This is a genomic window from Bacillus sp. K2I17 (assembly GCF_002209985.1).
GTDB classification, from domain to species: Bacteria; Bacillota; Bacilli; order Bacillales; family Bacillaceae_G; genus Bacillus_A; species Bacillus_A wiedmannii.
Genome location: NZ_NJGF01000007.1, coordinates 164,133 through 185,388 on the forward strand (window position 1 = coordinate 164,133; position 21,256 = coordinate 185,388).

The window sequence follows — 21,256 nt, forward strand, 5'->3', positions numbered from 1 at the left end:
ATGACAAACATAGTACAGACAAACGGTATGAAAAAACTTGTTTGTTTTTATGAAGAGTGGCAAAAACACGGCGATGCAGAGAATAGTGTAAAGTTGTTTGAGGTGATTCAAAAATATAAACAAGAACAGCTTATGATAGCGTTCTGCGGTCACTTCTCTGCAGGAAAATCAACGATGATGAATCATCTATATAAAGCGCAGTTGTTACCAACAAGTCCAATTCCGACAAGCGCTAACGTTGTCAAAATTGAAAAAGGAATGGATCGTGTTGTTGTAACAGTTAAATCTGGAGAACAGTACGAATATGATGGTGCATATTCAGCTGAAGAATTAAAACAAATTTGTAAAGACGGTGATGAGGTAATTGGTGTTCATATTTATCGGAATGATGCGCCAATTCCTGAGGGTGTTATGTTAGTTGATACACCAGGGATTGATTCAACAGATGATGCCCATCAATTAGCGACAGAATCAACGCTGCATCTAGCAGACGTGATTTTTTATATGATGGATTATAATCACGTCCAATCGGAAGTGAATTTGCAATTTGTTAAAGAATTGAAACAACGTAATAAAACGGTTTATCTCGTTGTAAATCAAATAGATAAACATAAAGAAAATGAATTATCGTTTGAGGATTATAAAGATAGTGTAAAACAATCGTTCTCTAACTGGGATATTGAAGTAGATGGAGTGTATTATACTTCATTACGAATGATGAACCATACACATAATGAAATTGGGAGCTTAGAAACATTAATTACTTCTATTATGAAAGAAAAAGTGCAGTATGTAAGAGATGGAATGGAGCGAGAAACAGAATATTTAATGGGGGAACATTTTTCATTTATTCTTTCAGAAAATGAAAAAGCTCTTTTGAAATATGAGGAAGAGCTAGCATCGCCGCTTTCTATTTCAGAGATAGTTGAAAAGAAAGAAGAGCTAACGGAAACTAAACAACGCGAGGCTAGTAAAGAATCTCATGTGAGAAACGAATTTATAAAAGGCTTACAAGCTATATTAGATAACGCGTATTTAATGCCATTTGAAATGAGAGAATTGGCAAATGCGTATTTAGAAACGAAATTAACTAAATTTAAGGTCGGTTTGTTGTTTGCGAAAGGAAAGACGGAGCAAGAAAAACAGAGACGTTTAGATGCTTTTTATTCTGCTTTGCAAAAGACTGTTGAAACGCAACTTGATTTTCATGTGAAAGAATTTATTGTTGCCTTCTTAAAAGAAGAAGGATTGTTCACAGAGGAAATTGGGAAAGACATATATGCTTTAGAAATTGCTTTTGGACCAGAAATGTTAGCTGAAGTCATTAAACAAGGTGCAGGTTTCACAGGTGATTACTTACTTCTTTATACAGCGGATGTAGCGAATGAACTGAAGAAACGTTATTTTACAAAAGCGCAGCAAATTTTTGATAAAAGTGCAGTCGTTTTAAAGCAAAAGGTGAAGGAAGCAGTTGCACGCATTGAAGAAGAGATTGAAAAATATATGATGTTGCAAACGGCAAAAGAAACGCAATTGCAATACAGTAACAATTTAGAGACATATGAAAGTTATTTGCAAAATGTTTGGCACGAGCGTGTTGCTACACCAGAAGGCTTGCAAATAGAGGAGATATTGCAAAGTAAAATACAAATTGTTAGTGAGAAATTCACACTACAAGAGCAGGAAAGCGTAAACGATAACGTAATGGCTTGTGAGGAAGAGATAAAAGGAACAGCAGCTTTAAATATTCAGCGTATATTAGAGAAAGTGAAGAAAGCTGAAACGATATTAGAGCCATTGCCAGCGCTGAAACATGTACAGCAAGAGGTAATAGAAAAAAGGCGTCGTGTGGAAACGAAACAATTTACAGTAGCGTTATTCGGAGCTTTTAGTGCTGGGAAATCATCATTTGCTAATGCATTGCTTGGTGGGAATGTACTTCCTGTATCACCAAATCCGACGACGGCAACGATTAATCAAATTTTGCCGGTTACAGAGGAAAAACCACACGGAACAGTAATGGTTCAATTCAAATCAAAGCAAGCTCTATTAGAAGATATGAAAGCTGTTTATAAGTTGTTTCATTATGAGATTACTACGTTAGATGCAGCGTTAGCACAAATTGATAAAGTTATGAAATATCCTTCACCAACTGGGAAGCAAAAAACAACATTTAGCTTTTTAAGAGCGGTACAAAAAGGGTATGATACGGTTTCTGCTCATTTAGGGGAGCAAGTACAAGTTACATTAGAAGAGTTTTCTGATTATGTAGCGAATGAAGAAAAATCATGTTTTGTTGAGTACATGGAGCTTTATTATGATTGTGCTTTAACAAGGCAAGGAGTAGCGCTTGTAGACACACCTGGAGCGGATTCTATTAACGCCCGCCATACGGACGTTGCGTTCCAGTATATTAAAAACGCAGATGCTATTTTATTTGTAACGTATTATAATCATGTGTTCTCTCGTGCTGACCGTGAATTCTTAATCCAGCTTGGTCGTGTAAAGGATACTTTTGCACTTGATAAAATGTTTTTCTTAATTAATGCGGCCGATTTAGCAGAGTCTGAAGAAGAACTTGAAATGGTAAAAGGTTATATCGCAGACCAGCTACTGCAATACGGTATTAGAAATCCGCGTTTATTTGCAATTTCAAGTTTATGTGCACTTGAAGAGAAGCAAGGAAAGAATATTGAAAAAGAGAAGTACGGTATTTTACAAAACTCTGGGATTGCTAAGTTCGAGGAATCATTTACATCCTTTATGATGAGAGATTTAATGCTCGTATCTGTTCATGCTTTATATGGTACATTGCAAGGAGCAGATCAGCTTTTAGTAAATATGATAAACGGTGCAAAGCAGGGGAATGAAGAGAAAGAGAAGCAAACGAAAAAATATGAAGCAGAGCGTGATCAGCTACTTCATATTATTTCATCATATAGTGTGCTTGCTGAAGAGCAGGCGATGCAAAATGAAGTGAAAGAATTGCTTTATTACGTGCAACAGCGTCTATTCCTACGCTATAACGATGTGTTTACTGAATTTATTAATCCAGCATCGCTGCGAACGGATGGGAATGTGAAAGTGCAGTTGCAACAGTGCGTTATGGAATTAGTGGCATTTATTCAGCATGATTTACTACAAGAAATGCGTGCGACATCATTACGCCTTGAGAAATGGATAGATGAAGCGATGAAGCGTGCAAAGAATGAAATTGTGGTGAACTGTAAAGTAGAAAATGAATCAATTTCTATGAGTGGAACAGTGGATTATGAATATAAAGATATTGCACATAAAGAACCGTTCCCTTCAGTTGAAATAAAAGATTTCAAAAAAGCACTGGCGCATTTTAAAAATGAAAAAAGCTTTTTTGAAAAAAATGATAAAGCTTTCATGCAAGAAGAGGCTAAAGTTGTATTAGAGCCTTTCGTATCAAACTATGTAGCTGATGAAAAAGATTTATTTGTTCATCATTATAAGCAAGAGTGGGATTTGAAATGGAACTTATTCCAAAAAGTGATGCAGCAAGATGTGATGAATTATTATGAAAGTGTATTATTTGCATTGGCTGAAACAATTGATGTATCACTATATGAACAAAGTAAAGAACAATTGCAAAAGCAGTTAGTAGAGATTGAAAAAGAAATTTATGTGATATAGTCGTTATGAGAAAAAGATTCGTTCAATTTTCTTTTGCAATACTGTATCTAAAGATTTGACAAACCCAGCAAATTCATCGGTAGAAATCATATGAGTAAGAACGAGGCGTCTGCCGTCTGGTGTTTCACCGCATAAGACGAATGAAGAAAATTCATATGTTTTGTTTTCTACTACTAATTTTGGGTAGGAATACGTGTCGCTTTTCTTCTTCTTTCCATCAATAGAGATGACGTTGCACTTTTTCTCATTGTTGTCCATGGTGAATCCCTCCTTTCTATTATTTATGGTAGACAAGGAGGGTTTAGAACAATAGAGAAAGGGGAGTTTTTTATGTGTGTAGTAATAGAGTATATTTCGAAAGAAGCTATACCGAAACCTTTATTATTGCTTGCTGATCCAAGTGAGGGGCAAATTGATACATATGTACAAAGAGGGAAAACATATGTAGCTAAGCAGGAGGAGAGAGTTGTCGGTGTATATGTTCTTTTGGAAACAAGGCCGAAGACGATGGAAATTATGAATATTGCGGTTGTAGAGCATTTGCAAGGAAAAGGGATTGGAAAGCAGCTATTAAGTCATGCCGTAGAAACTGCTAAAGGATATGGTATGTCAAAACTTGAAGTTGGTACGGGCAATTCTAGTGTTTCACAACTTGCTTTATATCAAAAATGTGGATTTCGTATTTTTTCTATTGATTTTGATTACTTTTCGAAGCATTATGAAGAAGAGATTATTGAAAATGGGATTGTATGCCGTGATATGATTCGGCTTGCAATGGAATTGAATGAGAACGTATAACTTATTTAGGGGGAAGAGAAGATGGAAGTACATAAAGCAATTACAGCACATTCTCGTAAACAAAATGAAAGTGTAAAAGCATGTTTACAATTAGATGCGCAGCGTGAAGCAGCTATTGAAGCAGCCGTATCTCTTGCGTCAAATGGGAAAGAATTTTCGGTTGATGTCATTAATGTTGTAACAAAGCAAATTAATGATCTTGCAAAAAATGGTGTTACACTAGAGCGTAAATATGTTACAGAAGAAATGGTTATGGAGTATGTAAGTCGTTTGCAAGAGAAAGAAGGTCGTTAAAGATGATAGTTACAGTCGAATGGTTACGTGAGCATATAGAAGATGAGAATGTCCGTATAATCGATTGTCGTTTTGATTTAGCGAATCCTAATTGGGGTAGAGAAAAGTATGAGGAAGAACATATTCTTCATGCATTATATTTTGATTTGAATTTAGATTTATCAAGTCCTGTAACAGAACATGGTGGTCGCCATCCATTGCCGAATATTGAGGAGTTTGCAGACAAGCTTTCACAAGCTGGTATTGATGAACATACGACAGTAATTGCATATGACAGTCAAGCGGGTGCAAATGCTTCTCGTCTCTGGTGGTTATTAAACTATGTAGGACATGAGAAAGTATATATATTAGATGGTGGATTTCCAGCTTGGAAAGAGAATGGACTACCGATAACAATGGAAATTCCTGTTGCTATACGAAAAACATTCAAAGCAAATGTACAAGATCATATGCTTGTAACGATGGAAACGGTGAGAGAGAATATTCATGCAGGTGCAGATGTTACGTTAATTGATTCTAGAGAGCCAAAACGTTATGCTGGTGTAGAGGAACTAGTTGATCCAAAAGCAGGACATATTCCGACAGCAGTAAACTATTTTTGGAAGGATGGAATTGTACAATCAGGGCAATTTAAGAATGAAGCTGGGCAACAAGAACGATTCCGAAATCTTTCGAAAGATAAGGAAACAATTGTATATTGTGGTTCTGGTGTTACAGCCTGTCCAAATATCCTTGCATTGAAATTAGCTGGATTCCAAAATGTTAAATTGTATGCAGGTAGCTGGAGTGATTGGATTTCTTATCCAGAAAATCAAATTGCAAAAGAAGAAGATTAATCACTTGCATGCAAAAATAATTTGTATTAAAATAAGGTCACAAGCAAGAAATTGCTCGAAAAACTTTGTATTTTACACATTGGAAACAATGTGATAATATAACGACAAGTAAATAATACATCCTGCGGTGTACGTAACTTATTTATGTCTAAAACCGATGTTAGTTATACGGAAGCTCAATATTTAGCGACCATCATCAAGCCTTCCTTGTGGAGGAAGATGTACGGTAACTGTGAGGGCATCCACCTGCGAGTAGCGGGTTTTTGGACATTTACGAGGAGCGGCACGTGCGGGGGTCTTATTTCAACTAACATTATATAAAATTCCTACGGTGTACGTAGCTTATGCATGTCTTAAACCAATAAGTTTAATATGGAAGTTCAATATTTAAATGTAGCTAACATGCCATCTTTTTAAGAAGGAAGTTACAAACATTTGTGAGAGCATCCACCTGTGAGAGCAGGTTTATGGACATCTAGAGAGAACGGCATATGTGGGGCTATATAAAAACCTTACGTTTTATACGTAAGGTTTTTTTGTTGCATACATATATCTATTTTATCTGGATTCACCTGTGAAGTTTCCATAATAAATATAGCACTTTCTATCTTCATCAATCTCTCTTGAATCTAAAGCGAACTCCATATGCATGCCGTCGCGCTGAATATATATAAGGTCTGAATGAAGAGATGGCAAAATTTCTTCATAGTTCCATACATCTTTCCGATCTATTATGCTTGAACTCGTTTCACTTAGTTCTCTAACCTCAAAACCGATGTGAGAGTATGTAGGATCTGAAGGGTCATTTGCAAACTCTTCTTTTTGAATATATATAACTGCTGTTCCGTCTGGATCTACTGAAGTAGCAGTAACAACATATGTCTTGTTATCCTTTATAAAATATTCACACGTCATGCGTGCGATGATTTCAGAGTTAGAAATATTTGCGTAGCTCCATAAAGCAGGATATCTTTTCGTTTCATCATTAAGTCGATATTCTAAGCGCATTTTATCCCTCTTCTTCCTTTTTCTTCTACTTTATCATGCTATCTTATATAATAGGAATAGAATTTAAAAAGGGGAGTGCGAAGGTGACAAAAACGAAATGGCTAGTAGGTGGTGTCGTAACGTCTTTAATGACTGGCACCTTATTTGGCTGCGCACAAGATCTTCCCCCAAAACCGAATGATAATAGTTGTTCAGATTGGGATTGGGATGATGAACTTGGGGTATGGCAGTGTGATGATAGTAGGTCAGGTTATCGTGGGCATTATTTTTATGGTGGGAGTTACTATCAAAATAAATCCACTTTTAAAAATTCATCGGCGTTTAAATCTTATCAATCGTCTGCGGAATTTAAAGGTGGAATTGGAAGCGGTTCAAAGGGAGGATTTGGGGGCTAACATATGTCGCAATACATAAGAGAACGAAAAGCGTTTTATTCGAAATATCCGAATTTTTGGTCGGATTTATATGAATGTGAGTATAGTTTGTTTCATGTTTTCTCTATAACAAATCAGACTATGAAACAATTGCAATTAGCAACTGAACGAATGGGGAAAATATTTTTTAAGACTGCTAAACTTTTGCGGAATTTAAGTGACGAACAGCTTCTTGAACTTGGGTATCCTCCTGCAAGCTTATCGTTTATTAGAATGAAAGGATTATATCCTGAATCTGTTATTTCACGATTTGATTTCGTTTTAACAAGTGATAACCAAATTAAAATGCTTGAGTTTAATAGTGATACACCAACTTTTATTATGGAATGCTTTCAAATGAATGGAAAAGTTTGTGGAAAACTAGGCTATGATGATCCAAACTTGGGTCAAGAACGATTACTATCTTCTGGTGTTACAAAGGCCGTAATGGAAGCGACAAAGGGAATAGATAACCCAAATGTTGTTTTTACAGCACATCATGAACATATTGAGGATTGGAATACGACTATGTATTTGAGTCAGTTATGCCATGTTGAAAATAAAGTAGTGCCAATGTCAGAACTTAGAATTACAAAAGATGCTTTAGTGGATAGGGATGGAGTACAGATTGATATTTTATATCGCCAAACATATCCGATAGAAGATTTAATTGAGGATCAAGATCCTGAAACAGGAGACTTCGTAGGTGTGGAACTGTTGCAACTTGTAAAAGCCGGAAAGCTTTTTATAATAAATCCTTTGTCAGCATTTTTACTTCAGCCAAAATCAATTCAGTGTCTGATTTGGGGGTTAGCAGAAGAAAAGGCCTTTTATACAAATGAGGAACAACAGTGGATTAAAGAATATATGTTACCTACATATTTAGAACGAGATTTATTTTTGGGAAAAGGTTCTTTCGTTCAAAAACCTTCATTTGGTAGAGAAGGAGACACAATTACCGTTCGCGATAAGGACGAAAATATTATGATTCAAAATGCACACCAAACGTATAAAGCGTCACTGCCGATATTTCAAAAGTATACAGAACTTCCAGTCGTATCTTTGGAAACAGAGAAAGGGATGGAGAAACTGTCGTATGTGTTTGGTTCGTTTTTAATTGCTGGAAAAGCGAGTAGTATCGGTATTCGCGCTGGGGAAAAAATTACGGGGAATGAATCGTACTATTTACCGGTAGGTATAAAAAAGGAGGAAAGTATATGATTAATTTTTTATTATATTTAGCAGTAACACTGGGCCTTTTATGCATTGGTCTGTTCCTCATGGAAGTGACAACGAAAGTAAAAGAATTTAAGTTAATGGCCCAAGGGAATAAGGCGGTAAGCTATGTACTTGGAGGACGATTACTTGGGTTAGCTATTGTTTTATATTCGACAGCAGCTAATTCCATTTCACTTCTTGATATGGTTTCGTGGGGAGCCGTTGGGATTTTGGCTCAAATTATCGTCTTTTATTTAGCTGAGTGGCTTACACCACGCTTTAATATAAACAAAAGTCTTGAAGAAGATAATCAAGCAGTCGGTCTTTTTCTTATGTTTTTATCGCTTTCCATTGGGATTGTAATTGCTGGTTGTATAACTTATTAAAACCTTTACGTTTAGACGTAAAGGTTTTTATTTTATATACGTTAGTTCGCCATACCTTTCGAAAAAATTGTAGGCTACTGTTGACATCTATTTTAAATAAGAGTAACATTTTCTATGTAATAAAAATAAGTCTCTGTTAGGTGAGGCTCCTGTATAGAGAAATGCTACTGCCCAAAAATGTCGAGAGACGCCAATGGGTCAACAGGAATGATCGAATTAAGGTTTTTCTTAACGTAGCTGGTAATGTACCTATGCTATACAGTGCTAAAACTCGGTGAGGGAGAGGTCCGTAGATTTCTAATTGTTTAGGAATCGTTTATTTGTGTATGCCAAGACCTTTACTCTTTTCGGAGTAAGGGTCTTTTTGTTACAAATCTATGAGTAACTTCATAGTATAAACTATAAAATTAAACGAGGAGGTGAGGAGCATGTCAAATTCTGACTCGGTTCCGTTACCCATATACTTCAAATCAAAAATATATGATGTAGGCAGGAAACGACTTGTTCCTCCCTCTATATTTATCATAATGTAGCGTTTATATGCATGTTTAAGCGCTAAACACTGTTACGGTAAAGTGGATAAATTGAGAAACAAAGCGTTTCTTCCTATGTTGTACAGGAGGAGACGATAATATGTTATATGCAAACAAAACTGTGGGTAACACGTCATATAAATTAAGTAAAAAATCAATGAAAGAACAAACAATGCTTCAAAAAAATAAAGATTTATTAATTGAAATCGCAACGAGAGATGTAAAATCTGTATTTGCGTATTTTAAAACAACAAGAGACGGATTATCTATGAAAGAGGCACAAAAACGCATTCAAGTATACGGCCGAAACGAATTAATTTCAAAAAGAGCGCGTATTGCGGAAGTAATGATGAAGCTAAGTGGAATGATTCCAGGTTTTTCAAAACAACATGTGCGTGATGGATTACAATGTGAGAAAATTACTGTGTCTCGAGTAGAATGTTCTAGTGTAACAGGTTTAAACGGTGAATTAAAAATGATGAATGTGCCAGTACAAGAACTTGTTCCTGGGGATATGATTTTTCTTTCAGAAGGTGATACAGTACCAGCAGATGTACGTATCATTTACGCGAATGATTTATTAGTAAATGAATCCGTGCTAACAGGAAAAGATGCAAGTATTGAGAAATTTGAAAGTTGCTATCACCTTGAGCGTAAACGATTTATTCCTTTAAAACGAATGAAAGACTATAATCCACTTGAACTTGAAAACGTATGTTTCAAAGGGACTCATATTGTTGGCGGAAATGCAAAGGCTGTAGTTGTTTCGACTGGGAAAAATACGTATACAGGAATTCTTCATACTTGTTGTAGTAGAACGTCTTAATGTGTAAATGATGCTAAATATACAAAAACAATGTATAATAGACAAAGTTGAAAAAACGTAGAATGGTAATCTATTTATATAACCTTACGTGATGACGTGGGGTTATTATTTTTTTGGTAGGAGAGGGATTATGAAAAAAGTATTATTAGTTGATGGTATGGCACTATTATTTCGTGCTTTTTACGCAACAAGTGTCTACGGACAATTTATGAAACGACAAGATGGTACCCCTACAAATGGGATTCATGGTTATATGAAACATTTATTAACAGCTATGCAAGCAATTGAACCGACACATATCGTAACATGCTGGGATATGGGTAGTACGACATTTAGAACAGAATCGTTCTCGAATTATAAAGCGAATCGTGTAGCGCCGCCTGAAGAATTAATTCCGCAATTTGATTTAGTTCAAGAAATGACTGCGAAATTGTCTATTCCAGTTATCGGTATGAAAGGGTATGAAGCGGATGATTGTATTGGTACGCTTGCAAAACAATACTGTAATGAAGCGGAAGTTTATATTTTAACAGGCGATACGGATTTACTTCAGCTTGTTGATAAGAACGTTACAGTTATGCTCTTGCGCAAAGGAATTGGAAATTACGAATATTACACACCAGAGAAAATCATGGAAGAAAAAGGCGTAGAGCCGTGGCAAATCGTGCATGCGAAAGCGTTTATGGGAGATACGAGTGATAATTACCCAGGTGTAAAAGGTATCGGCGAAAAGACAGCGTATAAATTGATTCAAGAGCATGGAACAGTAGCAACCGTACTAGAAAATGTAGCAACATTAACGAAAGCGCAGCGTACAAAGATTGAAAGTGATTTAGAGAACTTAAATATTTCATTACAATTGGCACAAATTCATTGTGAAGTTCCAATTTCATGTTTACTAGAAGAAGGATTACACACAATGGATGAAGAAAAACTTAGATTCGTTTGTGAAGAAATGAATTGGGGAAGACCTGAAATATTAATCAATATGCTATAAATAGTTTTGAAAGAGGGGTGTTATATAAGTCAAACTTTGACTTATATAACACCCCTCTTTTTGTTTTTAAGAACAGTATAGTAGTAAATAAAATTATATCGAACTCAATTTTAAATATATAAATGTTTCGACAAAATATATTGATAGAAGTTGATGACAATAGCAACTTTTATAATGAAATGAAGCAATTTCAAAATGGTTTTAAGATGATCACATTTTTGTATGTTCACAAAGTTGTCAGAAAATAAATGAAATTTTCATATGAAGTTCAAATGGAATTCACAACAATCAATTATTATAAGGGCACACAGATAATTCCTTATCTTTTATATAAACCATCCCCCAAGGAGGACAATGAAAATGAGAAAAAAAGTGAGAAAATCTTTTAAACAATTATTAATTGAAAATAAACAATCACTATTAAATAATAAAGAAAATATGAAAGAAATTGAAGAGAGAATTGAGAAACGACATGTAGCATATAGTGGTGCCAATAATTAAATAAAATAAAAAAGATAGCCTTTAAAGGCTATCTTTTTTATTTTATATTGAAAAAACTCTATTCCTCTCTTTAATTTTGTAACTATGCAAGATGTTTTTATAGTGTTTTTCTGTCAATATTATTCATTTTTCGAGGTTGTAATTGGTATATATCAATTTTGAAGATTCACTATTCATAATATTACAAAAAATGTTACAATACATTCAAAATTACGCTATAAAATCATTTTAATATGAAAAATTGGAATGAAAAGAAAGGAGAGGAATATGAATAATGGTGTCGCTTTGAAATGATTATTATCATTTCAGTAGGAGTTGATGTAAAACGATGGATAGGTATGAAGAACTGGATTCTATACGAGGAATTTCTTCATTGATAGTAATGATTGGCCATCATTTAATGATTTTTTCAGTATTTCAAAATTACAGTTATGAAGATAATAAACCATTTGTTATTTATCTATTAAAAGAAACACCTGCTCGTCTAATTTTTAGTAGTGGTAACGAATCTGTTATTATCTTTTTTGTTTTGAGTGGATTTGTTTTGTATAGATCCATTCAAAAAAACTACGATAGCTACGGATCATTCCTTTTAAAGCGTATATGTAGAATCTATATTCCATATATCGTAGCAATAATTATAGCTATTTTATGCCAGACTACAATGAGTAAATATGGCATTTCTAATTTAAGTGAATGGTTTAATCGCTCATGGACGATTGAAAGTTCTTTAAGCTTAATAGCGCAACATATTTTATTAATTGGGAAATATAATACAGATGCATATAACGGTGTAATTTGGTCACTTGTTCATGAAATGCGAATATCGATAATTTTTCCGTTAGTTTTGATGGTTTGTTTACGAAAAACGTTGAGGTATTCATTATTGTCATTGTTTAGTTTTAGTATATGTTCTGTCGTGATTTTATTTTTATTTCACTCAAGTTTAACATTAACTAGTTATGCATTAACTCTGCATTACACAGTGCTGTTTTTACTAGGAGCACTAGTTGCGAAATATAAAAATAATTTAATAGTTTTTTATAGTAATCGTACTAAAAATGAGAAAATTGCATGGTTTTTATTTGCGGTTTTACTTTATATGTATGAAGGGCTTGTTGGAGAAATTAATTTGCTTAATAATTTTATATTTCGAGACTACGTAGTAGCGATAAGTGCATGTTTATTTGTCACATTAAGCTTGTCAGTATCAACTTTGTCATCCTTGCTACGTAATAAATACTTGTTATATTTGGGGAAGATTTCTTACAGTCTTTATTTATACCACATCATATCTTTATTTTCCCTAGTGTATATGCTTCATGAAATATTTCCGTTACCTATTGTTTTAATGTTATCGCTCATTCTTTCGTTTATACTAGCAATAATTTCTTATTTGTTTGTAGAAAAATTTGCATTCAGGATCGGAAAGTATATAACAAAGCAATCGAATTTAGAAAAGAAAAGACTATCTGCAGAAAGTGAGTTGCAGGATGTCATTCAAACAAAGGCGGTGAAATAATTGAAGCAAGAAATTAGTATGAAGGATTTTCAGCAGCTATTGAAAAGAAGAGTAGTAACAATTATTTTGACGATGTGTTGTGTAACAGGTTCTTTAATTCTTATTTCTATGTATATATTAAAGCCTTCGTATCAATATTCAACGCAAATTCTCGTTGGGAATTTAGATGGGTTTAATAAGGAAAATGCAGTGAATAAAACACAGGAAAATAAGCAACTTGTAACGTCGTATGTTGATATATTAAAAAGTCCACTCATTATTTCAACGGTTAAAAAAAATTTAAAATTAGAGCAATCAACTTATGAATTAGCACAAAAAATTTCAGTGGTGAATATGGACAACTCACAAATCGTTACTGTCACAGTAAAAGATTCGGATCCTACAATCGTCAAAGAAATTGTAAAGTCATTGGCAGAACAATCTCAAAAAAGCTTTCAACAGTATACGAATGTACAGGGGATAAAAATATTAACTGACCCTGAGTTACAGGAAAAAGCTGAAAAGTTGTTTCCGAAATTTCAACTTATCATTCCTATCTCTTTAATTGTTAGTTTTTTTGTTGGGATAGGTTTAGCTGTATTTCGAGATTATTTTGATGAGCGTATATACGTGGAACAAGATTTAGAGAAAATAACAACAGTATCTGTTATTGGTCACATAAATATGAAACCGAATAGAAAAAAGAAATCTACAGAAGTTGATGCGCAATCATCTATATATCGAGGTGAACATGTCGATGTTTAAGACAAAGAAAAAGCTGCCATTTAATCCGCATGATGCTTTTATGAAAGAGCAGTTTTATACGGTGTATCACGAGTTGAAAAAATCGGGGAAACAAGTGTTCACAGTTACTTCAACGAAGGATAGAGGTGTTATCGCGTCGCTTATAGTAAATCTAGGGGTAGTGTTTGCAGAGATGAAAAAAAAGGTGTTACTTATCGACGTGAATTTTTCTGATCCTAAACTACATCTACTATTACAAAGCAATTATACGAAAACAGTGAACGATATAATAAACGATTCCCCTTGTAGTTATGAATCTTTTTCTAGTAATTTATCTAAATACTTATATTGTATTCCTGCCCAAAAAACAGTACACACCGGAACGCCTTTAGTTGCTACGGATGAATTTGATCATGTAATGGCGAAGTGGAAAGAAGATTTTGATTATATTTTCTTGTATTCCTCTGAAGTATTTGAGCTTCCTGCTACGCACATGATTGCAGGGAAATGCGATGGAGTGGTCTTAGCAGTCAAAAAGCGAAAAGATTCCCTACGTAAGGTGCAAAAAGTGATAGCAAATATAAAGAGGAAAGAATGTGAATTAATAGGTATAGTTTTATATTCTTGAATGTGGGGGTAACGATCTATGATTCGTGAAACAAACCAAGCCAAGTTGTATACGATTCCGGCTCAAGAAAAGACCAGTATTTTGAATCGAAGTATAAAGCGCTTGTTTGATATTATATTTTCACTCATATTGTTACTATTAACGCTACCAATTATGTTGTTCTTTTGTATTATGATTGCTTTCGAAACAGCAGGAGCTCCAATTTATTTTCAAGAACGTTTGGGGATTAATGGAAGGAAGTTTAATGTATTTAAATTAAGGTCGATGGTAAAAGATGCTGAAATAAATGGACCACAATGGGCAAATGAAAATGATCCAAGAATTACTAAAGTTGGATCGTTTATCAGGAAAACGAGAATTGATGAGTTACCGCAACTTTTAAATATTTTAAAAGGTGATATGTCTTTTGTCGGACCAAGACCAGAGAGAGAGTATTTTTATAAACAATTTGATACGTATATTCCAGAATTCAAGGATCGTTTAATAGTGAAGCCAGGGTTAACAGGATGGGCACAAATAAATGGAGGATATAATCTTGATCCGAAAGAAAAGTTGAAATTGGATATGGAGTATATTGAAATGAAAACGATTAAGATGGACATTCGGATTTTATTTAAAACCGTTTTAATAGTATTGAACGGTAATGGTGCAAGATAAATATATGTAAGTAGGTTGCTTGCAAAGGAGAGCAGGTATGGGGAGATCTATTTTAAATAATATTATCCATCTATTTTATAGCACAATTTTAGCTAATCTTCTTCAGGCTGTGAGTTTAATTGTTTTAGCAAATTTTTTTAATGCACAAAATTATGGGATGTTTAGTGTTGCTATAGCAGTGACGTTTGTTATGTTATTTTTTACAGATTTAGGACTTACAAATACGTTTCTTCGAGAAGGCGCAAAAGATGGAGTAGACTTAGAGACAATTTTATCGTCGTATATAAAAGTAAGGATGATTCTACTTATTTTTATTTCTATAATCGGCTATATTGCTATTCATTATATGTATGCGGATAGAAATTTGATTTATATGATGATAAACGTAATGTTTTTCATGTTAATAGGATTAACTTGGCAAAATATAGGGATTGCCTACTTTCAGCTGACGGAGCGTATGAAGTATATAGCGCTTATTAAAGTTGTATCAGCGGCAGTTGTCATTATCATTACATGTTTTTGTATTTTCGGAGAGTTACCAGTTTATATAACTGCTCGTTTATATGGATTTGGTTATATGATCGGTGGTGTATTCAGCATATATGTAATGAAAAGAAAGACGAGTATGAATATGAAGGTCGTAATTCATAAAGCGTTATTTTGGCAATTGACACCTTTTATTATTAGTGGTTTTTTAATAATGAGTACGCCACAATTAGCACCTATCTTACTTAACTATACATTGCCATTAAGTATGGTAGGTGTTTTCGCAGTGGCGTATCGGATGCCAGCAGCTTTATATCAAGTGCCAGGGGTGATTGCAGGTGCATTTTATCCAGTGCTCTTTAAGCATTATAATCAGAATAATTTAGAAGAGCATACGAAATTAAACTTACTTCAAATAAAATCAATGGCGATTGTGGGAATATGTATGACGATAGGTTTATATCATTTAGCGCCATACTTTATTTCTATATTTTTTCAGGAAGAATGGAGAAATGCAGTAGAGCCACTCCAAATATTATCATTTCTCATTGTGCTGCAAAGTTTAAATATTGCTATAGCTGACGGCTTAACAACGAGTGGACGTCAAAATAAAAGAACGTTGGTGCAATGTATAGCGTTAGTGATAGGTGGGGTTATGCTTTATAGCTTTAGTAGTATTGGTGGAGTGATAGGAGCGGCTTACGCTATGGTTTTATTTGAAATTGTGGCTTTAGTTGGGTATATAGCGGTAAGTGTAGTGAAGAAAAAAATTGTATTCCAAATTGTAATACCGTATACAATTTATTTTGGTGTAACTTTTATTGGAGTGCAATATATATTGCACACATATCATTTCATTGCGCTCGTTCTGAATACGTTAATCGTAGTAGTTGGTATATTCCTATATGATTATGAGTTGAAAAAACTTCTTCTTTCGTTTATAAGAAAAACACGCAAAAAGGATTATATTACGAAACAGGGGATATAGCCTATGGAAAATAATATGAAAATATCGATGAAATGGATTATGCTCTTAATATTATTTGTCATGTTAAGTAAATACAACATATATATTGGATTTTCGCTGAAGATATATATGATTTTTTTAGTCATATATTTTTGTTTAACAGTTAAAAACTTTCATATTCAAAAGCTATATTTTCATGAAGTTGTATTTTTGCTATTTTATTTCATCTATTGTTTCAGTGGAATTCTTTCTATATATTTAAATGCTAGTATTCGTATGATTTTTGGTGTGCTACTTGTTTTAGGGTGTTATTTTATAATGAGAAATTTATTAGGAAATGTTGAAATAGCAACACTTGAATCATCTATTGTCTATGTAGGATTCATATTTAATATTGTAAGCCTAATACTGTATATAGTCGGTTTACAGCACTTTGGATTGTACGGTGGAGAAGAAAGAGAAATTTTTGCTGGACTATTAGTTGATAGAGGATATCCAAGATTAATTGGTTTGCTAGATGATCCTAACATTTTTATTTTTTATAATACAATATTTTTTATGTATTATATGACAAACCTACATAATATGACGAACATTTTAGGATTGATTTTATGTGTTACGACAAGTTTATTAACCTTTTCAAGGGGAGGAATATTAGCACTTGTGCTTGTCGTTTTTGTATATGTATGTACATCTAGTTTTGCAAAAAAAATAAAAATAATAATGAGTTTACTAATGTTTGGTGTAGTGATTTTTTGTTTATCGAATAGTGTAATGGGTGGCCAATTGGATGACATATTGAATAAACGAATTTCTGATTTTTCGCATGATAATGGAAGTGGAAGATTTACATTATGGGAAGCTGCTTTTAAATATTATTTATCCAATCCATATATCGGAATCGGTGCGTTTAATTTTTCGAATTATTATGAGTTTCAATTTAACGAAAAATTATATGTGCACAATACATTTTTAGAAATTTTGTCTGAATCGGGTACAATTGGTTTTCTTTTATATAGCGCTTTTTTATGCATATTAATGTTCAAGTTAACGCAGTATACTTTGTTTCGTGAAAAACCGTATCTTTTATTAACTATGATTGCATTTTTATTTCAGATGATGTCATTGTCACTCATTATTAACGAAGCGTTCTTTTTATTTTTAGCAATGGTTGTAAAGTACATTTCAATATATGAAGGAAGGGGAAAGGTAGATGGTACAATGTCTATCAGCACATAATAATGCGCCTCATGTTTCTGTAATAACACCTTCTTATAATAGTATACGATTTATAGGTGAGACGATTTTATCTGTACAGAATCAATCATATGAAAATTGGGAAATGATTATCGTTGATGACGCTTCAACGGACCAATCTCTTGCAAAAATTAAAGAGATAATAGAAGGGGACTCGCGTATTAGACTATTATCATTAAAAGAAAATGTTGGTGCTGCTAAAGCTCGGAATATAGCGATTGAAGAGGCGAGAGGAAGGTATATTGCCTTTTTAGATAGCGATGATATATGGTTGCCTCATAAATTGAAGACGCAATTGTTATTTATGGAAGAAATGAATGCGGCCTTTTCATATGCATCGTATAGTTTAATCGATGAAAACAGTAATGAACTAAATCGTGAAGTGGATGTACCAAAATTTGTTGACTATCATTGTTTGGCAGGAAATACAATTATCGGTTGTTTAACAGTAATGATTGATCGTGAAAAAATTCCGCATATTGAAATGCCTAGTGTACAGCCGGAAGATACAGCGTTATGGCTGAACTTATTACATGAAGGACATGAAGCGAAAGGGATACAGCAAGTGTTAGCGAAGTATAGAATTGTAGCAAATTCTGTTTCGAGAAATAAAATTAGAGCCGCTTTTCGTTATTGGAAATTATTAAGGGAACAAAAGCGACTTAATGCTGTGCAAATCCTTTACTATTTTAGTAAGTATGCTTATCATGCCTATAGAAAAAATAAAATCAATGTAGTTGGGAAGACGCAATTATGAATATATTGTTGATGACAGATAAATTGATAACTGGAGGAGCCGAGAGTTATTTCTGTAAATTGGAAAGCAATTTGCGTGATGAGAAATTTACGGTTTATACAGCTGCAGGTGATGGAGAACTATATGAGTCTCTTACTAGAAAAGAAAATTTCATGTTACTTAGTCGATGGAATCATTTGAGAAATATTCATTACTTACGAAAAGAAATTTGCAAACGAAAGATAGAACTTATTCATGCAAATAGTTTACGAATGGTATTATATGCCTTTTCAATTCAAAAGTTCATGAAAAAAAAGATAAAAGTCGTGTATACGAAACATAATGTAACGATATTAGAAAAGAAAATGCCAACTCTTTTTCGTTATTTTATAAATAAATATGTGAATAATATTATTACAGTAAGTGAGTTTGAAAAGAATAATTTAATTTCAATGCATGTAGCAGAAGAGAAAATAAAGACAATTTATAACGGCGTGGATATTGAAAAGTTTTTATTCCAGCAGAAAAAGACAGAATCTATTTATAAAATAGGGATATTAGCAAGACTATCCAAGGAGAAAAACCATCAATTATTTGTAAAAATTGCAAATGTGTTGAAAAAAAGAGATGACTTTTTGTTTTATATTGCTGGTGATGGACCAGAAAAAGAATCTATTATGAAAGAAATAGAAAAGTATGAATTGCAGCAAAGTGTAAAGATGTTAGGGAATATTTCAGAGCCACATAGGTTTATAGGAAATATGAATGCCCTACTTTTATTATCTTTTCGTGAAGTGTTTCCAATGGTGGTAATTGAAGCAATGGCTACAGGAACACCGATTGTTTCAATAGATGTTGGCGGAATAAATGAAGCAATAGATGGAGAATCAGGTATTTTATTAACTGAATATTGCGAATCTATATTCGCAAGTGCGCTTGAGGAACTACAAGGAAATGAGGAAAAGGTGAATCGTATTAGACTGAAAGCACGAGAGAAAGCAGAGAGATATTTCTCATTAACTAAAATGATAGAAGAAACGAAAAGTATATATGAATTAAACAAATGACCGTGCAAGTCGTTTGTTTTTTTATTAGAGAAACTTTTAAGAGAAAACTCACATATTATATGAAAAAGGTAATATGAGGAGTGAATTTATTTTGTCAGAATATATTTCTTCCCAAGAAGATTGTGCACCAGAAAATAGTGTCCATATTGATTGTTTTGGTGCAGTTCCGAACCCAGGGAATGATAGCTCATTAGCAATTCAACAAGCTATAAATTATTGTGTAGCGAACCGAATTTCGACGGTTAGAATTACAGGGATTAATACGTACAAAATTGTAAAACCGATTGTTATTAAATCAAATGTAAGATTAGAGCTAGATCCTACTGTTACGTTGCAAATTGATGGAGATTTTAATGCGTTTGAACTGCAACAAAATGCGTCTATTACAGGTGGTACAGTTCAAGTTATAAACCCAGTGTTTCAATCTGCTGTCATTTATGTTTCCGGTTCACAACAAATAGAAGTTCCTAATCACTCTCTTATATCAAATATTAATATAATAAATGCAACGTCGTCATATAAAGGTAAGGCTATACACTTTTATTGTCAAAAAGCATGGGATTATATTAGTTTCTTTCAAGTTAACTTTATTCAAATTAAAAACTTTCAAACTGCAATACATTTGAAGACAGAATATATAGATGATATAAATACACCTTGCTGGATTAACGCAAATGTATTTCAATCTATATTTATTGATGGATGTCAGTATGGGATAGAAGTTGATGGAAACAGTGATTTACCAAATGAAAGTTCAGGAAATACGTTTCAGGATATTCAAGTGCAATGTAGACAGCAAACGAAAAAAGTCATTCGTTGTACGGGTGCCTATAATACATTTGATTGTATGATTTGGGATACGTACCGGATGAGTAGTGAACAGATTGTCATTGAATTTTCTTCTAATTCACATCGTAACTACCTTTTTTCAAATTTACTTTCCACAACTATTGTAGATAAAGGGCAATACAATGTTTGTACGTCTACCTATGAAGAATCTCTTCGAATTCAGTTACCGATTACGTTAAATAAACCACATTTAATAGGGAATCAAGATGATATTTTAGTAAACGCTCAGCAAAAGTATACTGTTAAGCAAGTTAGTGGGAAATTACCTTATGGGGGGAATCTTGCAAATTGCTTCAATTTAATAGATGAACAAAGTGTAAACTATATCGATGTTCCAGATAGTAATCCAGTTGTGATTGAGCTAGATTTTACGAAAAATCCAATCAAAATGTTAAATTGTTTTGGAATGTATTTTGGATGGGGAGAGAGCCCGAAGAAAATTAAAATTGAATATGCATTAAGTGCAACTGGAAATTGGGTTGTTGCATCGGATGTTCCATTAAATGTAGGCGATACAATTATATCGAATATGAAGGCGAGTCAACTATATAAAGTAAGAATTACATTGAGTGGTTATTCTCAAGACCATAAACGTTTTCGGATTAATCGTATGTTTGCAAGGTCTTCGATGGAAAATGGGAATGCTTGGTTAGCGACAACTGGTGGAAGAATGTTTGGAGATATTGAAATAGAAGCAAGTAAAGGTATCATTATGAAGACTGCTAGTGGAGCGAAATGGAAAGTAACGATTAATGAGGCTGGTCAGCTTATTACGACTAAAATAACTTGAGATGATGATTGGTTGTAAATGCTTGGACGAGTTATTAGGTATTACGATAAAGGGAATAAAAAAGAGATTGTAATTTGGTTTCAACCAAACTACAATCTCTTTTT

General features: G+C 33.5%; 21 protein-coding genes, 2 other RNA genes and 1 riboswitch. Of the genes, 21 read left to right on the forward strand and 2 right to left on the reverse strand.

The genetic code is table 11. The features are described 5' to 3' along the window. Entirely contained in the window at positions 1-3,660 is a 3,660-nt protein-coding gene (locus tag CER22_RS11325) for a dynamin family protein (RefSeq protein WP_088608770.1), read from the forward strand. A 3-nt stretch (positions 3,661-3,663) separates the two neighbouring features. Here the strand turns inward: CER22_RS11325 and CER22_RS11330 are convergent, their stop codons facing one another. After that, positions 3,664-3,918, reverse strand: coding sequence for a DUF3931 domain-containing protein (locus CER22_RS11330; RefSeq protein WP_000369740.1), 255 nt, complete (start codon positions 3,916-3,918; stop codon positions 3,664-3,666). A 72-nt stretch (positions 3,919-3,990) separates the two neighbouring features. On the opposite strand from CER22_RS11330, the gene CER22_RS11335 reads away from it, so the two are divergent. From CER22_RS11335 to ssrS (CER22_RS11355), 5 genes are all read left to right on the forward strand, one after another. Next, on the forward strand, positions 3,991-4,458 hold the full coding sequence (locus CER22_RS11335) for a GNAT family N-acetyltransferase (RefSeq protein WP_087985571.1): 468 nt from the start codon (positions 3,991-3,993) through the stop codon (positions 4,456-4,458). A 21-nt stretch (positions 4,459-4,479) separates the two neighbouring features. After that, positions 4,480-4,752, forward strand: coding sequence for a YpbS family protein (locus CER22_RS11340; RefSeq protein ID WP_000451816.1), 273 nt, complete (start codon positions 4,480-4,482; stop codon positions 4,750-4,752). 2 nt (positions 4,753-4,754) lie between these two features. Further along, positions 4,755-5,588: a sulfurtransferase gene (locus tag CER22_RS11345; RefSeq protein WP_000637539.1), complete on the forward strand. Its 834-nt coding sequence runs from the start codon at positions 4,755-4,757 to the stop codon at positions 5,586-5,588. 116 nt (positions 5,589-5,704) lie between these two features. Beyond that, positions 5,705-5,887: non-coding RNA, 6S RNA (gene ssrS / locus CER22_RS11350), on the forward strand. A 21-nt stretch (positions 5,888-5,908) separates the two neighbouring features. After that, positions 5,909-6,092: non-coding RNA, 6S RNA (gene ssrS, locus CER22_RS11355), on the forward strand. Positions 6,093-6,146: 54 nt separating this feature from the next. Here ssrS (CER22_RS11355) and CER22_RS11360 read toward each other — a convergent pair. Continuing rightward, positions 6,147-6,596, reverse strand: coding sequence for a hypothetical protein (locus CER22_RS11360; protein ID WP_088062736.1), 450 nt, complete (start codon positions 6,594-6,596; stop codon positions 6,147-6,149). Positions 6,597-6,679: 83 nt separating this feature from the next. Here CER22_RS11360 and CER22_RS11365 point away from each other — a divergent pair, with 83 nt between their 5' ends. From CER22_RS11365 to CER22_RS11435, 15 genes are all read left to right on the forward strand, one after another. Beyond that, positions 6,680-6,991: a hypothetical protein gene (locus CER22_RS11365; protein WP_000169026.1), complete on the forward strand. Its 312-nt coding sequence runs from the start codon at positions 6,680-6,682 to the stop codon at positions 6,989-6,991. A 3-nt stretch (positions 6,992-6,994) separates the two neighbouring features. Then, the gene (locus tag CER22_RS11370) at positions 6,995-8,230 is read left to right on the forward strand and encodes a glutathionylspermidine synthase family protein (protein ID WP_088062737.1); all 1,236 of its coding nucleotides are present in this window, start codon (positions 6,995-6,997) and stop codon (positions 8,228-8,230) included. After that, entirely contained in the window at positions 8,227-8,613 is a 387-nt protein-coding gene (locus tag CER22_RS11375) for a DUF350 domain-containing protein (RefSeq protein ID WP_000606860.1), read from the forward strand. Before CER22_RS11370 ends, CER22_RS11375 begins: the two co-directional genes overlap by 4 nt. A gap of 125 nt (positions 8,614-8,738) precedes the next feature. Beyond that, positions 8,739-8,904: riboswitch (M-box (ykoK) riboswitch) on the forward strand. Positions 8,905-9,246: 342 nt separating this feature from the next. Next, entirely contained in the window at positions 9,247-9,972 is a 726-nt protein-coding gene (locus CER22_RS11380) for a P-type ATPase (protein WP_000964966.1), read from the forward strand. A 130-nt stretch (positions 9,973-10,102) separates the two neighbouring features. Continuing rightward, the gene (locus CER22_RS11385) at positions 10,103-10,969 is read left to right on the forward strand and encodes a 5'-3' exonuclease (protein WP_087980021.1); all 867 of its coding nucleotides are present in this window, start codon (positions 10,103-10,105) and stop codon (positions 10,967-10,969) included. Positions 10,970-11,329: 360 nt separating this feature from the next. Continuing rightward, positions 11,330-11,470 (forward strand): FbpB family small basic protein, encoded by a 141-nt coding sequence (locus CER22_RS11390; RefSeq protein ID WP_046955196.1) that lies wholly within the window; start codon positions 11,330-11,332, stop codon positions 11,468-11,470. Between the two features lie 328 nt (positions 11,471-11,798). Then, positions 11,799-12,992: an acyltransferase family protein gene (locus tag CER22_RS11395; RefSeq protein WP_088608771.1), complete on the forward strand. Its 1,194-nt coding sequence runs from the start codon at positions 11,799-11,801 to the stop codon at positions 12,990-12,992. After that, the gene (locus CER22_RS11400) at positions 12,993-13,736 is read left to right on the forward strand and encodes a YveK family protein (protein WP_088062739.1); all 744 of its coding nucleotides are present in this window, start codon (positions 12,993-12,995) and stop codon (positions 13,734-13,736) included. It abuts the gene before it with no gap. Then, positions 13,723-14,343 carry a CpsD/CapB family tyrosine-protein kinase gene (locus tag CER22_RS11405; RefSeq protein WP_137035195.1) on the forward strand — a complete coding sequence of 207 codons (621 nt, stop codon included), beginning with the start codon at positions 13,723-13,725 and terminating at the stop codon, positions 14,341-14,343. Before CER22_RS11400 ends, CER22_RS11405 begins: the two co-directional genes overlap by 14 nt. An 18-nt stretch (positions 14,344-14,361) precedes the next feature. After that, the gene (locus CER22_RS11410) at positions 14,362-15,000 is read left to right on the forward strand and encodes a sugar transferase (RefSeq protein WP_088608772.1); all 639 of its coding nucleotides are present in this window, start codon (positions 14,362-14,364) and stop codon (positions 14,998-15,000) included. 37 nt (positions 15,001-15,037) lie between these two features. Beyond that, on the forward strand, positions 15,038-16,474 hold the full coding sequence (locus CER22_RS11415) for an oligosaccharide flippase family protein (protein ID WP_142293464.1): 1,437 nt from the start codon (positions 15,038-15,040) through the stop codon (positions 16,472-16,474). A gap of 3 nt (positions 16,475-16,477) precedes the next feature. Then, positions 16,478-17,692: an O-antigen ligase family protein gene (locus CER22_RS11420; protein ID WP_088608774.1), complete on the forward strand. Its 1,215-nt coding sequence runs from the start codon at positions 16,478-16,480 to the stop codon at positions 17,690-17,692. After that, entirely contained in the window at positions 17,667-18,467 is an 801-nt protein-coding gene (locus tag CER22_RS11425; protein ID WP_088608775.1) for a glycosyltransferase family 2 protein, read from the forward strand. Before CER22_RS11420 ends, CER22_RS11425 begins: the two co-directional genes overlap by 26 nt. Beyond that, complete coding sequence (locus CER22_RS11430; RefSeq protein WP_088608776.1) at positions 18,464-19,513, forward strand: glycosyltransferase family 4 protein; 1,050 nt, start codon at positions 18,464-18,466, stop codon at positions 19,511-19,513. The genes CER22_RS11425 and CER22_RS11430 overlap by 4 nt, the downstream gene beginning before the upstream one ends. A 91-nt stretch (positions 19,514-19,604) precedes the next feature. Further along, positions 19,605-21,152: a hypothetical protein gene (locus tag CER22_RS11435; protein WP_142293465.1), complete on the forward strand. Its 1,548-nt coding sequence runs from the start codon at positions 19,605-19,607 to the stop codon at positions 21,150-21,152. Positions 21,153-21,256 lie beyond the last annotated feature (104 nt).